We start from the raw sequence: 13,987 nt of genomic DNA on the forward strand, positions 1-13,987 counted from the left end.
TCAGCTCCACCTCGTCATCTGACTACTGCTCAGTATGTCATCTTGGTGGTCTGACTGTCCAGGGGGGCAGTATACTAGCCTCAATATATTTTCCTCAAATGTGAACGGCAATATGAGTAGAAGGAGTCCCCTCCTTCTACTCCTTTTGTTTTTAGGAGTTCGCCTGTTACCTGGTGTTGTGATGGTCTGCTGAAATTGAAAAGACTTTCACAACATTGACGATTGACCGAGAAAGGAGTACGATATATATCAAGTACACATACGATTGAAGTAAAGAATATAGAAGCCTAAAGTTTCTTCTGGGGTGAAGAGTTTCTAGATGATCGATCGGCTTATGTTTGTGTAACAACAATATCGGTAAGAAAGCATGTTTTTCTATATTTGCTGTAGAATTTGCATCATTGTTGAATTGTATATTACGCGGGATTTGGCATGCTTTAGATTTCAATCGTCTGCCTGTGATGCTCAATGGGTGAATAACCGTCAGTAGAAGAGCACGTTGGCCTTCGTGCTACGTGAGTTGGTACACACCCTATCGGAACGGAGGGCCTACTATGGCAGAGAGGGTAGATAAACAGAGAACACTGGGAAAAACCGAAGACAAGATTCGGCTGGTTGCCGATCTTGCCATCTCAGAGCGACTGACGTTCATGACAATGGTACACCGCCTCCTGAGCTATCTCGGCAATCCGCGGTTACCCCATGCTGTCGTGCAACTCGGTTGTGAGGTGCTCAGTGCAGATCGAGGTGCTTTGTACTTACTCGACCAAAACCAGAAGGTAGTACTGAACGCCCAGTACCCTGATGTTGTACCTGACCCTGATGACCAGGATACCGATGCACTCGATGAAGCTCGCTTATCTTGGCATACGCTACACGATTTTCTGCCTCAACTGGTTGATTGTGCGCATGACAGTGAAGCACGATTCCATTACTGTGCGGGTGGTGATTGCTGGCTTACGTTAAGTGTTCCTTTACAGTGGGAAGGTCAGAATATTGCCGTTGTGCAACTGTCTTACAATCCAAACGTGGCCGTAGATCAAACGAGTATACTCGGGCTGGTATACGCATATGCTGAATTGGCTGCCCTAGCTTTAGTACAGCATTGGCGTTACCGTGATCCTGCGCACATGCAGGTTGTTCGTCCGCCATTCACCGATGCACATTCCTTCACGTCGGGTGTATCTCTCGCTTTGGCCACTAGTGAAGCTGAGCGGGCCAGAATTGCCAGTGATTTACATGATGGTGTACGCTCAGCGCTGTTAGGCATGCAGTTGCACCTTGAAGCACTACGTGTAGCTTGCATGCAAGGAGATATCTCTGCAGCACAGCAGCATCTTGGGCGAAGTCAAGCCGCTCTTGATGCTATCGATCAAGAGCTGTCCCATATTGTTCGGGACCTGTACCCTCCCCAAGTTGGTGAAGCCGATGTGCCGACGGTGTTGGTCAATTTGGGAGAGCGCTGGTCAGCGGCGACCAAGATTCCAGTGGAGTATGTGTTTGATCCCAATTTGCCCGTGTTTGAAACGGCCCAGGTAGTTGCTCTGTACCGCATTGTGCAGGAAGCACTGTCGAATTGCAACCGTCATGCCCAGGCATCACGAGTCACCATTCGTTTGACGTATGCAGATGATCATGTGCTATTGATGATAGCCGATAACGGTCGTGGTGGTGCCAATCTGCGCGGGGGCGGGATTGGCCTCTTGAGTATGGCCCAGCGTGCGCACGCAATTGGGGCCAGTTTTCACATCGACTCACCGCCTGATCAGGGCACCCGGATTGAGGTCAAACTGCCACTCAGGCGTCGCGAACCGGACGTGCATGTATGCAGTGGTGATTGTCATAAGGGTGCAGATGAATGATTCCCCCATACTTCTACCCTGACCCCGTGCCGATCCCCCTGCCATAACGGGACGCGACAGGTGTCGCGGAGGAGGCGCTTCCAGAGTTGCGCGTGCTGGAAGACCTCTTCATCGGTGGCAAAGAGCTGGAAGACGGTGCGGGCCGCGATCAGGATCAGTTTTTTGCGGGCGCGGCTGAGCGCAACATTGAGCCGCCGCGGATCGAGGAGAAAGCCGCTGGTTGTGCGTAGATAGTCTGGATCACTCTCGGTAGCCGATACGATAATCACATCGCGTTCATCGCCCTGAAAACGCTCAACGGTATCAACTGTTGCCCCCTCGTGTTCAACGAAAAGATCGCTCATCAGCGTGGACAGACGTTCACGTAAGGTCAGTCGTTGCGCCCGGTGAGGAACCACAACCCCAATACCATTCGTTGCGTCTAGCTTCAATTGTCCGACCAGGGTTTCGATAAGCGGACAAATGAGGTCGGCCTCGAAGGGATTGATGTCCTGGCTTTGCGCTTCATCGTGAACAACGACGGTCAGCGGGTGAGCGGGATTGAGTACGGCGGCCAGAAAGTCGTCGGCGATGGCGACCTCGCTGAGCCGTGAGGTTCGCTGTGAGAAGTATTGGATGCCGTCTTGTTCGTAGATGGCACGCCGGAGGAATTCGGCAATATCCTGATGGACGCGGAAGCTCTCGGCCAGCCGTACTATGGGCGGTAATGGATCGAGCAGCAAGAGGGTCTCGAAGAGTGAGCTGTAGACTCGGTAGGCCTGGAAGGTGCGGCGGCGCTCGCTGCGCCATTCGTGCTGAACAATCGGTGGCATCTGGCGATGATCGCCGACCACGATCAGGCGACCGTGTTGATGGAGGGCGATTGCCGCCATGCAGGCTTCGGCCAGGTTCGTCTGCGAGGCTTCATCGAGGACCAGGATGTCGGCAAAGGAAGCGGTATGGTAGCGTTGCTGCTGTTTCAGCAATGAGCTGATTGCGAAGGGTGTCGCTGCTACGAAGCAGAATGGCGTGCTGGCGATGATGTCTGCCTCGTCGACGATCTGCACTGTTTCCGGCAGATCGCTGTCGGTTTTGGGACGTACCCGGAAGAGTGGTGCCTTGAGAATGCGCTCGTCGAAATAGGCGGCAAACAGGGCCGGTTGCCGTTGCTGGATACCGGCCAGCATGGCCTGAACGTCGGCAATCTTGCGCAACAAGACATCGGTGGCGGCGTGGGTTTTGCAACTGAGCAGGACACGACAGGGCAGGTCGGCAGCCAGTAAACCCTGCATGCGTGCCAGTAGCGCAAATGCTGAGGTGTAGCTTTTACCGGTGCCGGGTGGCCCCTGCACAACCAGGGTAGGCGCATCGCCATAGCAGGCAATGTAGCTCATCTGGTACGTGTCGAAGGGGTGGAGTTCGTGGGCATCGGCCAGGGCCTGAAGCCCTGCGACAAAGCGGGCGTGACCTGCTAGCGCTGCCGGTGGTATCTGACACGTCACCGAGGCTGGAGCGGCAAGGCGCTGGTACAGTGCGTTGCTTGCGCCGCCCCGCAGCTCGTTGACGATCTCCATACAACGTTGACCGTATATGTCGTTGGGATCACTTTCAATGGTGTAGAGTGTGCCGGTTGTGGGCCATTCCCATTTTGCAGGGAAGGTGAAGCGACGATCGCCGTTGCTGTAGCGCCGGTTGGGTTGGAGCAAGACGAATCCATTCGGATCGAGTTCGATCAGGGTTGCTCGCGACTGGTACAAGAGTTGACGGGCGGTGGTCGTGAATGGTTGCTGCTGATCGACGGGCAGGCGTTCATCAACCCTCCAGCGTGGAGCCAGAATCACTTTGTCGCCCGGTGATAAGCTGGTCAAACGCAGCGCTGTCTCCAGGTCGCACTCAACGTCATCGAGGACAATGCGTAACCGCAATGGCATATCCGGGATCGGTAATGGCTCAACCGCCTGCCGCTGTTCGTCGTTGGGCCGTACCCGTTTACGCTGGCCGGTTAGCTCTGCCTTCAGGACCTGGCGACGTTCGTTTTCGGCCAGTACTGCCAGCAGAGCCGGGTCCTGGTCTTCCGCTTCATAGCGTACAAGCAGGCTGACGCCGGCCAACACCCGTTGCTCTGGCGGCGGCAGGTGTTGTTGTCCCCACGTGACCAGAGCGACGTAACGCTCGATCAACAGAAACTCGGCCAGGGCATCGGCCAGCGATGGTGAGCGGCGGGTGTACTGCGTGATACAGGTCAAGTCAAATGGCGGTTTGGTCGTGCGGTGATTGGCCGGTAAGCGGGCAGCCAGGTGTGCGAAGGCTTCAAGCCGCTTGTTGATGAATGCAAGCAGTTGTTCGTACTTGACGTCACGATAGTCGACCAGATCATCTTCGCCCCGATCCGGTGGTGGTGGTAATGCCTGCCAGGCTGCGTAGGCGTACTCTAGCGGAATCTGATTGTTGAAACGAATCCGTCGCGTATACCAGCCAATCTCTTTGTCGTTACTCAGATCATCAAAGACGCGCCGGTAAAATTTGCGTCGGCATTCACCCCAATCAAACCCTTCGATGCGGGCCAGGCGGGCTAAAGAGTCGTAAGCCAGCGGGTCGTTGAGGAAGCGACGGCGCTCATTCACCAGCACCGTCACCATTGGGGCTTCAAAGCCGGCACTCTGCGCCATCAGATCGTAAAGTGCGGTGGCGCCGATGACATCTGGATGGCGGGCCAGCCCATCGAGCAGGGTTTGCAGGCTGAAAGTATCGGGCACAATCAGATGAATGGGCACTTCCGTATCAGGATCAGCGACAGCAACAATTGCCTGTAATAGCTCATTGATCCATTCGGTCAGTAAGCGCTCCTCATCGGCCAGGGTTTGTGGCCGTTGCGCGGGCAGATTGATGATGTAGCGACTCTGGTAGCGTTCGCCGTTACGGTGGCCGACGACCAGCGCAGCGAGCATGACGATCATGCCTTGCGTGTGGTCGTACAGGGTGTCAAGATAAATCGCGACCAGGTTGGCGTGCAGATCAGGGCTAACGGCGGGCAATGATCCGTATCCGCGGTACGGTAGCCGGGTAGGGGCTTTGATCTGATCACCTTTCCAGCGGCGAAAAGCACGGGCGCGATAGATCAGCTCGTTCAGACGGGGAGCCAGCACAGGGTATCGTACCAGATCACGCACCTTTGCCTGATGGGAGGGCGGTATGTACAGCGTTTCACCATCGTCAGCCACCTCTTTCAGCAGAGCGAGTTGCGGTACGGTGTTGATCTGGTTGGCCTGGAGCGCCGATTTTTCGGCTGCGGTTAGGGTTGGAATGAGTGAAAGGTCATCGTGGGTTGCTGCCCACCGCATACAGATTTCATTGTAGAGGCAGCCATCGCATTTGGTGGTCAGGTGGAAGGGCACGGCGGCGAAGGGAACAGTCGCAATCGTATCGAGAATCGCATTCGGGCCATACAGCAGCGTTTCGATCTCGGCCAGGTAGGGAGCTGGATCAACCAGTTCCAGACATGCGGTCTGCACGCCGAGTAATTGTGCTGCCTGTTGACGTTCAAGTTCGATGCGACGCTGCTCTGCCGGTGACTGCATCGTGTTCACGAGTTCGCCGCGATAGAGCACACCGAGTTCAATAACAACTTCCGCAAGACCTGCTCGCTGTACAATCTCCTCGATCAGACGCTGATAACACGCCAGTTGCAGACGATGCTCGATCTTCGCCGTTGCCGAGCTTTTGGCATCGACGATTAGGATACGTAACACCCCGTTAGCGTCACGTCGTACTACCAGAATATCAGCATCACCGCTGATCGACCAGTTGGCGAGTTGCGCGGCCAGCCGCGGTTGAAAGAGTACGTGCGCAGTGTCGGCGCTGCATTGCTGAAGTGCATTCAGCACAATGTGATTGTGGTCAGGTTTAGTAAAATCAGGATCACCCTGCTGACGGCGCCGGGCGCAGTGGATGGTGAGCGGGAAGTGTTGCTGTATCTGATCTTCAATCTCCTGCTCAAACAGCCGTCCGGCAATGGTGAGCATTGGTGGAATGGACTGCAATGACAGGCGATATTTTGGTAGCCAGTTTAGCTCTTTGCGCCGCTCGTGGAGACGGAGACGCAGATAGCGCTGACACTGATCGAGACGCAGATACTGCGCGAGGTCGGTGGGCGCAATCGCCTGGGATTGCGCCGGATCGAGGGCGATGGGGCGAAGCAGTTTATCCATACGGGGTTCACGTCGTGGGTTCATCAAAGACACCCGGTTCGGGTTTTGGCTCGATCCGATTGCGCAGCATGCGCTCGAACGTACCAACTTGCCGGGAGCTGATGGCACGGGCAGAAATTAGCAACACCTGGCCGTTCACCAGTTGCAATTCGTACACCCCGGCTAATTTGCGCCAGTTGCGTACCTGCGACCAAGGAATGGTGCTGCGTCCACTGCGGGCACTGACGATCAGTGTATCGCGGCCCAGTTCGTAGCGGGTCGGCTGATAGATTGGTAGATCGCGATTGCGGCTCTGACGGCGAATCGTGATCCAGCCCACAATGGCATAAACTAGGAACGGAATCCAGCCGCCGAGCAGCGCCGGAGCCTGGGGTGTGGTTGGGTCGTAGATTACAAATGCGGTTAGGACGGCGGCAACAAAGGCAAAGACGTAGAAAATCGGACGACGGAAGTAGCGACTTAAAGCGTGCTGAACAAATTCTTTCTGACTGATTGTGCTCTCGATAATCATAGCCGGGTACCACTAAAATGCACGTCGCTTGATCAAGCGTAACTCATTTCCACCGCCTGGTAAAGGCCGGTGCTGGAGATCGTCCAGTAAATGGCGGGTCAGGAACAACCCAAGTCCACCGGTACGCTGTTGACCACGCTTGACGAGGTTGCGCGGTAACGGTACGCTGAGTGAATCAAATACGGGCGCGGTATCGCGAATCGATACGTACAGGGTATCTCCTTCTTGCCAGATGTCGATCCAGATCGGGCCAGCCTGATTGCCGTAACCATACGTAATGGTATTCGAGATTAGCTCATTGGCAGCGTATACTACATCATCAATACTGTCACGACGAGCACCTATCTGTGTTGCCGCATCAATCATTGCCCGCCGGATGTGTTTCAGGCTGCGTAGATCGGCGTCAAAGCGAAGCGATGCGGGCATACTATCTCTCTTGGAATTAGGAAAGCCGATACGAACAGCAGTATGATACCATACGATTACGGGTTGTGGTGTATTATTTTATTCGCGACGGAAAGTAGTTGATATGTATTGATGGTGTCGAAAAATGACAAAAAACTTATTTGTCAAATACCCTGCTCTTTATCTATCACATTGTTATTTAATTCCAAAGGTTCGATACCTGACGACATAATGTTTCTAATCAGGAGTCTGCCTTATGAAGCATGATGCGGTTGAATTTCTTGTTCGTTTGCTACGCACGCCATCGCTTTCCGGTCAGGAAGCGGCAGCGGTTGCGGTGATGGTTGACCAGATGCGGTCCTTCGGTTGGGAGGCCTTCGTTGACGAAGCGGGGAGCGCTGTTGGTCAGATCGGTAGCGAAGGGCCACTGGTTGTGCTGCTTGGTCATATCGATACGGTACCCGGCGAGGTGCCGGTACGGATCGAGGACGGCAGGCTCTACGGACGTGGGGCGGTTGATGCCAAAGGGCCACTGGCAACGTTTGTCTGGGCCGCCCGTCAGGCTGAGCTGTCGGGAACGTTAGGGTGTCGGTTGGTGATTATCGGGGCCACCGAAGAAGAGGCTGCCAGTTCACGCGGTGCCCATGCGGCTCGTGACCGCTACCGCCCCGATTTCTGTGTGATTGGTGAACCGAGTGGTTGGGATCGGATTACGCTCGGCTACAAGGGTCGGCTCCTGGTCAGTTATCATTACCGGCAACCGGTTGCGCACAGTGCCGGTGAGCAGTGCGCAGCGCCGGAGGTGATGGTTGATTTCTGGCGTGCCGTTGAACAGTACTGTCAGAGCATCAATGCCGGTCGTACCCGGCTGTTCGAGCAATTGATCCCGTCGTTGCGGCGTGTGTACAGTGATAGCGATGGTATTACCGAATGGGCGGAAGCAACCATTGGTTTGCGGCTGCCCCCTGGTATCGATCCCGCGGCCCTGGCAGATACTCTGCACATGCTGGCCGGTACGGCCGAAGTGTCCTTTACCGGTGCCTGCCCCGCTTTTCAAAGTCCACGCACGACACCACTGGCGAGTGCGTTTGTACGCGCTATTCGGCAGCACGGCGGCCAACCGGCGTTCCTCCACAAGACCGGTACAGCCGATATGAATGTGGTCGGGCCGGTGTGGCAGTGTCCGATTGTCGCTTACGGGCCGGGCGACTCGCGGCTCGATCATACGCCCGATGAGCATCTTGAACTGGCCGAGTATGAACGGGCAATTGCCGTGCTGGCCGGGGTACTCGCTCAGTTGCGTTGACGATCACACCGGTCTGTGTTACCATCGTTACGATTAAATTGAATATAAGCAACACGGGGTTGTACCCCGTCAGTAGGGAGCCTAGAGGAAGCGAAAGGCTTAATTGGGGGAAGTCCGGTCAAAGGCCGGCGCAGTCCACGCTACTGTAGGTCGCGATGAGCGACGAGCCAGAATGCCCGTCCCTACATGTTCGCTTTCACACCTTCGTTGGAAAGGGGGTGAGGCGTTCGCAAGATTGGCATGCATTCTTGCCTTCGTCTGTTCACCCCTCCACTATTGGTGGAGGGATTTTTGTTGCCCGGTGGGTGTTCGCTGAATGGGAAGAAAGGAATCTGTACCATGCGTCGGGCTATCTCATTTGTTCTTGCACTCTTTGTGAGTATACTGTTGTGGCAGCCGGTAGCTGCCCAGGCCGATGTGGTGGCGGCAGCGTTGCGATGGGTACGGGCACAGCAGCAGGCTGATGGTAGCTTTGCCGGTTTTGGTCCCGGTGATACGGCTGATGCGATTGTGGCGCTGGTTGCTGGCGGTGAACAACCACCGGCCAATGCCGTGACGTATCTGGCCGGTCAGGCCGCTTCCTACGGTACCTCTTCAGCAGGGGCGACAGCGAAATTGATACTGGCCGCAGTTGCCGCCGGACGCGATCCGCTCAATCTTGGTGGGGTCAATCTGGCCCGTCAGTTGGGGACAACCTACGATCCGGCGACCGGTCAGTACGGCGCCGATGTGTACGGTCACGCGCTGGCACTGCTGGCGATCAAGGCCATGGGTGTGCAACCGCCGGCCGCAGCCATTGACCGCCTGATCGCTTTGCAGTTGCGCGATGGCGGCTGGAGCTTCGATGGTGCTGCCGCAACCGGCAGTGATACCAATACCACCAGTCTGGCCGTTATGGCGCTGGCCGGTCATGCCCGTGCTGCCGATGCTTTGAGCGCAGCCCGCACCTATCTGCGCGGCCAGCAGAACCCCGATGGCGGCTTTCCCTACTCGCAAACATCGGCCTTTGGCAATGCCAGTGATGCCAACTCAACCGCAGCCGTCGTCCAGGCGATTCTGGCTCTTGGCGAAGACCCCAACGCTGCACCCTGGCAGCAGGGTGATGCCACGTCGCTGAAGGCGCTGGTTGCGTTCCAGAATCAGAGTGGGGCGTTCCGCTATCAAGACGCGATGCCTGACGATAACGCATTGGCTACCTACCAGGCCATACCCGCAATTGCCGGGAAGACCTTGCCGGTGGTCAGCACGACGATTCCGGCGGCCCAGTCGCTTATCGCACCGGCCTCCGGTCTCCCGACGACCGGTGGTGAAGAGGTGCTGGTCTGGCCTGTGGTGTTGATGGGCGTCACACTGCTCGCATTGGGTGTCTGGCTCCGTCGTCGCCAGGCGCTATAGGGCTGTCGTGATGCGATCCGCACGCACGCTGCTGCTCTTGCTGGCTATGATCCTGCTTGCCGGCGTGGTCTCAGCACAGTCGCCGCTCAATCGCGCCGGGGTTGTCGTGCGCTTTGGCGATGGTGAGGTGGTGACGGCGTGTGTCGAGTTTTCTGAACCCACCATCAGTGGTCTCGATTTGCTCGAACGGAGTGGGTTGCCGGTCATCAGTCAGCAGAGCAGTATCGGTGCGGCGGTGTGTAAGATTGGGCGGGAAGGGTGTGATTATCCGGCTACCGGTTGTTTCTGTGCACGCGATCAGGGGCGGGCTGTCTATTGGGCGTTTTACCGCCGTGAAGCCGGTGCCTGGCGCTACTCCAGTCTAGGGGCGAGCAATGTGGTGGTGAGCGATGGCGATCTGCACGGTTGGGCATGGGGGCCGGGTGATGCCAGTAGCGGCGCGGTGCCCCCCGATCTGGAGCTAACCGATGTGTGTAAACCGTTAGCGGAACCAGCCCCCACCACCGTTCCTGCAGCAACGATCACGCCTGCCAGCTCTCGCCCTCCGACGGCCACCGTGCTACCGACGGTGGTGCCTATAGCGACGGCAAGCTCAACCCCGACGGCCCAACTGGCTACGGCCATACCAACGGCATTACCATCACCTACTGCCATCCGGCAGGCGGATACGATCAACATCTCGTCGCCATCGCCGGCGGTGACGCCAGTTATGACCCCTCCGCCGGCAGGTTCAGCACCGGCGAGCAGTGGCGGGCAGTGGCTCGGCTTTCTGCTGATTGCGGCAGTGCTGATCGGCGGGATTGTGGCAACGCTTAGCCGGCAGCGGAGCGGCTGAAGTGAGGTAGGGAAGGAGGAACCGGTTGACCGCTCGTTCGCGCCATACCAGTATCTGGCTTGTTCGTCATGGGCAGACGGAGGCAAACCGCCACCGGCGGTATCTCGGTCGCGGTGACAGCCCGTTGACTGATTATGGTCGGCGTCAGCACGCTACCCTGGCCCGGCGGTTGCGGGCACTGCCCTTCACCCGCGTTATTGTTAGCCCTACGGAACGCACTCGCGCGCTGGCGGCTGCGATTCTCGATGGTCGATCACCCATTCCGGTACTCGAAGACCCGCGCTGGCGCGAGATTGACCATGGGCGTTGGGAAGGCTTAACCTACCGGGAAGTGATGCAGCGATTCCCGGCTGAAGCCCAGGCGCGCTGGGCCGCCGGGATTGACGGGCGGCCTGCTGAGGGTGAGAGTCTGGCCGATGTTGCCAACCGGCTGGCTCCGGCCTGGGACGAGGTGCTGACCCACTATCCCGGTGAGCGAATTCTGATCGTAACCCACGCTACCTCTATCCAACTGGTGATCTGCTGGTGCTGCCGGCAGCCGATAGCCGAACACTGGCGCTGGCGGGTTGATTTGGGGAGCATAACGGCCCTCGATACTTACGGTACGACGATCATTGTCCGCACCGTTAACGCGGTTCCGCGGTTGGTGGGTGCAGGAGAGAGCGTATGAGCGACACATCGACACGGCCCACACCTGGTTTGATTGAAGCGATCCGCTTTCTGACCATCATTCCGCTCCCCGGTCTGTCACCGATGAGCGAACAGAGTGTGGTGCGGGCAATCCCGTGGTTTCCGGCAGTGGGGCTAGTGATTGGCGGGGTCTTGGTGGCAGTTGATGCGCTGGCGCGTCCGTTGTGGGGCGATCTGACCGCTGCCGTGCTGGTGGTCGTTGGGTGGGGGATCATTACCGGCGGCCTGCATCTCGATGGGCTGAGCGACACCTTTGATGCGGTGATGAGCTGGCGGTCACGTGAGCGTAAGCTAGAGATTATGAAAGATAGTCGGATTGGGGCTATGGGTGCCCTGGCCCTGATTACTGTGCTGCTGTTGAAAGTGGCGTTTGTGGCCGGTGCGGCGCCGGCCTGGCCGGCTCTTCTCCTGGCGCCGATGCTGGGCCGTTGGGCAGATTGCTACGGTATCTATCGTTTTCCACCAGCGCGGGAAGGTGGGTTGGGGCGTACATTTAATGCGCAGGTACGCCAATACGATCTCTGGCTAGCATCCTTGTTGATGGTCGCCAGTGTCTGGATTATCGCCGGCCTTGCTGGCCTGATCACGATTGGATTAGTGTTGGGCGTATCGCACGTGCTGGCGCACTGGTGGGTGCGCGATCTGGGTGGATTGACCGGCGATACCTACGGTGCCCTCTGCGAGATTGGTGAGGTAGTTGCGCTCGCCGCGCTGACCGTGCGGTGGGGGGGAATGTGATGCACACACGCACCTGGCTCTGCTGGCTGATTGTCGCCACTGTCATCGCAACCCTGGCCCCGCACCCCCTCTACCACATCCTGCTCATGCTCGTCGTGACGCAGGTTTTTGTCAGGCATCGTGATGATCGGCCACTGGCCCGTAGTTTTAGCCTGTTTGCCCGTGTCGGTGCTTTGATCTGGCTTGGCTACGTCGTCTTCGCCGTCGTGACGGTTGGAGGTGTTCGCGGGGCGACGGTGCTGCTCCATCTTCCTGCCATTCACCTGCCGGTCTGGCTCGGTGGGATTGTGTTGGGTGGCCCGATCACTGCTGAAGCGCTGGCCTGGGGCGCGACTCGTGGGTTGAGTCTGTGGACGCTCTTGATCATCTTTGGTGCGTTCAATGCGCTGGTCGATCATCATCGGCTACTCCGCCTGACGCCGCGTTCGCTGTTTCACGCTGGGCTGGCGGTGACGATTGCGCTTTCCTTTGCCCCCTCGCTGGTACGCGCTATTCAGGACATCACGGCTGCGCAGCGTGCGCGTGGTCATCGCTTCGGTAGTGTCAGAAGCTGGTGGGCACTGATTGGCCCGCTCCTGGCCGGTAGCCTGGAACGGTCGCTGCAACTGGCGGAAGCGCTGGAGGCGCGGGGCTACGGGCGCACGCTGTCAGCGGCCCACAACCCAACCCGTGTTTTTGCGCTGATTGCCGGTCTGTTGAGTATGACAACCGCTCTAATCGGCTGGCTATGGGTAGGGCCGGGAAGCTGGCTGCTCGCGCTGCCGGTCGGTGGCGCTGGCCTCATCCTTACCGCCTGGGCAGCTTACGATCTGAGTCGTTGTGTGCCACGCACGACCTATCGGCGCGAACGCTGGCATCGGCTTGACACGCTCACCTGGATTGCTGCGGCGGCTGCCATCACCGTTGTCGCGACGATCCGCCTGATCGATCCGACGATCCTGGTCTACTATCCTTTCCCGGTCATTAGCGAACCCGGTTTTGATCTACGAGTTGGGGCGGCGATTCTGTTGCTTGCCGTGCCCGCACTACCGCTGACCGCCGGCGTACCCCGCCGGGCTTATCGCGTGAGCGCTGACCGTCGCGCTGCCCGCCAGGAGACGGCGTCGCAGCAGGTCTTAAGTGCCCAATCTTGACTCCTAAGGCCCTTCGCGCTACCATGTCAGTCAGCGTCAATCACAAAGCGCTGACGAGGACGAGTAGCCCGATTCCGGCCACAGGGAGAGCGGGCCGCGACTGAGAGCACGCTTGGCGATGGGTCGGGGGAAAACCCCCTCTGAGTGCATCCCGGAACGCGCATTGCCAGTATGGGATGACGGGATTCGCCCGTTACCGCGAATAATGAGGCTCAATGCCGGCTTATTGGCGTTGGGTGAACACAGGGTGGAACCACGAAGCAGCTCTTCGTCCCCGTGCGGACGGAGAGCTGTTCCTGTTAGATCATAGCTGTTGCAAGGAGGACGTATGCGTCCATTTGCCCGCCGGATACCGTACCGGCGGCGTGAAACAACCGGCTGTGTTGGGCAATTGGTTCGGCTTGGGCTGGGGATACTGCTGATCGGCATCCTCTACCTGCTCTTGATCCGCCCGCAGATCAGTTCTGCGCTTGGTCGTACCCTTGCCGATCTGATCGCGCCTGTCTCGACTCCGGTTGAGGTGGCTGATCAGGCGCCGTTACCTGCGCTGCTTGCCGCCCTGCCCGCCGGTCAGGTGACGGTGAGTGAAGCCGAGATTAATGGCTATCTCACTGACGTGCAAACCACTTTACCGGTAGATGCTATCAATGTGCGCTTGCGCGATGGCCGTGCTATCGTGACTATCCAGGCTTACGGAGTGACCAGTGTGGTGAGCAGTGGCGTGATGGTGCGGGATGGTAAACTGATTCCGCTTGACCCTCAGGTTGAGGGTCCGTTAGCGATGTTGATCTCGGCCTCCAACCTTTCAACGGTGCTCCACGAACGGCTCAATGCTGAACTGAACCGCCAAAATCGCCAGATTGTTGATGCACGTATCACCGACGGCTACCTGAGCATTGTCACAACCAGTAGATAACAAGAAGGA

At 57.7% G+C, this 13,987-nt stretch carries 11 protein-coding genes and 1 riboswitch; of the genes, 8 read left to right on the forward strand and 3 right to left on the reverse strand.

All coding sequences use genetic code 11. The annotated features are described in order from the left end of the window. Positions 1-554: 554 nt before the first annotated feature. On the forward strand, positions 555-1,862 hold the full coding sequence (locus tag VAE55_RS02705) for a sensor histidine kinase (RefSeq protein WP_322814279.1): 1,308 nt from the start codon (positions 555-557) through the stop codon (positions 1,860-1,862). Here VAE55_RS02705 and VAE55_RS02710 read toward each other — a convergent pair. From VAE55_RS02710 to VAE55_RS02720, 3 genes are read right to left on the reverse strand one after another with little or no spacing between them, the layout of a single operon-like run. After that, positions 1,841-6,049 carry an ATP-binding protein gene (locus VAE55_RS02710; protein WP_322814280.1) on the reverse strand — a complete coding sequence of 1,403 codons (4,209 nt, stop codon included), beginning with the start codon at positions 6,047-6,049 and terminating at the stop codon, positions 1,841-1,843. The two genes, VAE55_RS02705 and VAE55_RS02710, sit on opposite strands and share 22 nt — an antisense overlap. A 7-nt stretch (positions 6,050-6,056) precedes the next feature. Next, a complete protein-coding gene (locus tag VAE55_RS02715) occupies positions 6,057-6,560 on the reverse strand; it encodes a YcxB family protein (protein WP_322814281.1) in 504 nt (167 codons plus the stop codon). A 12-nt stretch (positions 6,561-6,572) separates the two neighbouring features. Continuing rightward, the gene (locus VAE55_RS02720) at positions 6,573-6,986 is read right to left on the reverse strand and encodes an ATP-binding protein (protein WP_322814282.1); all 414 of its coding nucleotides are present in this window, start codon (positions 6,984-6,986) and stop codon (positions 6,573-6,575) included. Positions 6,987-7,221: 235 nt separating this feature from the next. Here VAE55_RS02720 and VAE55_RS02725 point away from each other — a divergent pair, with 235 nt between their 5' ends. From VAE55_RS02725 to VAE55_RS02755, 7 genes are all read left to right on the forward strand, one after another. Next, entirely contained in the window at positions 7,222-8,271 is a 1,050-nt protein-coding gene (locus tag VAE55_RS02725; RefSeq protein WP_322814283.1) for a [LysW]-lysine hydrolase, read from the forward strand. A 58-nt stretch (positions 8,272-8,329) separates the two neighbouring features. After that, positions 8,330-8,471, forward strand: a riboswitch (cobalamin riboswitch). A 139-nt stretch (positions 8,472-8,610) separates the two neighbouring features. After that, a complete protein-coding gene (locus VAE55_RS02730; RefSeq protein WP_322814284.1) occupies positions 8,611-9,666 on the forward strand; it encodes a prenyltransferase/squalene oxidase repeat-containing protein in 1,056 nt (351 codons plus the stop codon). Positions 9,667-9,676: 10 nt separating this feature from the next. After that, on the forward strand, positions 9,677-10,501 hold the full coding sequence (locus VAE55_RS02735; protein WP_322814285.1) for a hypothetical protein: 825 nt from the start codon (positions 9,677-9,679) through the stop codon (positions 10,499-10,501). Positions 10,502-10,526: 25 nt separating this feature from the next. Further along, positions 10,527-11,171 carry a histidine phosphatase family protein gene (locus VAE55_RS02740; protein ID WP_322814286.1) on the forward strand — a complete coding sequence of 215 codons (645 nt, stop codon included), beginning with the start codon at positions 10,527-10,529 and terminating at the stop codon, positions 11,169-11,171. Then, the gene (gene cobS / locus VAE55_RS02745) at positions 11,168-11,929 is read left to right on the forward strand and encodes an adenosylcobinamide-GDP ribazoletransferase (RefSeq protein ID WP_322814287.1); all 762 of its coding nucleotides are present in this window, start codon (positions 11,168-11,170) and stop codon (positions 11,927-11,929) included. Before VAE55_RS02740 ends, cobS begins: the two co-directional genes overlap by 4 nt. Next, a complete protein-coding gene (locus VAE55_RS02750; protein ID WP_322814288.1) occupies positions 11,929-13,062 on the forward strand; it encodes an energy-coupling factor transporter transmembrane component T in 1,134 nt (377 codons plus the stop codon). The genes cobS and VAE55_RS02750 overlap by 1 nt, the downstream gene beginning before the upstream one ends. 328 nt (positions 13,063-13,390) lie before the next feature. After that, complete coding sequence (locus VAE55_RS02755) at positions 13,391-13,978, forward strand: hypothetical protein (protein WP_322814289.1); 588 nt, start codon at positions 13,391-13,393, stop codon at positions 13,976-13,978. Positions 13,979-13,987: the final 9 nt, after the last annotated feature.

This window comes from Chloroflexus sp., assembly GCF_034432675.1.
Classification (GTDB): Bacteria; Chloroflexota; Chloroflexia; order Chloroflexales; family Chloroflexaceae; genus Chloroflexus.

Coding starts and splice junctions, on each gene's coding strand:
- VAE55_RS02705 (WP_322814279.1), top strand. CDS start 555: ATGGCAGAGAGGGTAGATAAACAGAGAACACTGGGAAAAACCGAAGAC.
- VAE55_RS02710 (WP_322814280.1), bottom strand. CDS start 6,049: ATGGATAAACTGCTTCGCCCCATCGCCCTCGATCCGGCGCAATCCCAG.
- VAE55_RS02715 (WP_322814281.1), bottom strand. CDS start 6,560: ATGATTATCGAGAGCACAATCAGTCAGAAAGAATTTGTTCAGCACGCT.
- VAE55_RS02720 (WP_322814282.1), bottom strand. CDS start 6,986: ATGCCCGCATCGCTTCGCTTTGACGCCGATCTACGCAGCCTGAAACAC.
- VAE55_RS02725 (WP_322814283.1), top strand. CDS start 7,222: ATGAAGCATGATGCGGTTGAATTTCTTGTTCGTTTGCTACGCACGCCA.
- VAE55_RS02730 (WP_322814284.1), top strand. CDS start 8,611: ATGCGTCGGGCTATCTCATTTGTTCTTGCACTCTTTGTGAGTATACTG.
- VAE55_RS02735 (WP_322814285.1), top strand. CDS start 9,677: ATGCGATCCGCACGCACGCTGCTGCTCTTGCTGGCTATGATCCTGCTT.
- cobS (WP_322814287.1), top strand. CDS start 11,168: ATGAGCGACACATCGACACGGCCCACACCTGGTTTGATTGAAGCGATC.
- VAE55_RS02750 (WP_322814288.1), top strand. CDS start 11,929: ATGCACACACGCACCTGGCTCTGCTGGCTGATTGTCGCCACTGTCATC.
- VAE55_RS02755 (WP_322814289.1), top strand. CDS start 13,391: ATGCGTCCATTTGCCCGCCGGATACCGTACCGGCGGCGTGAAACAACC.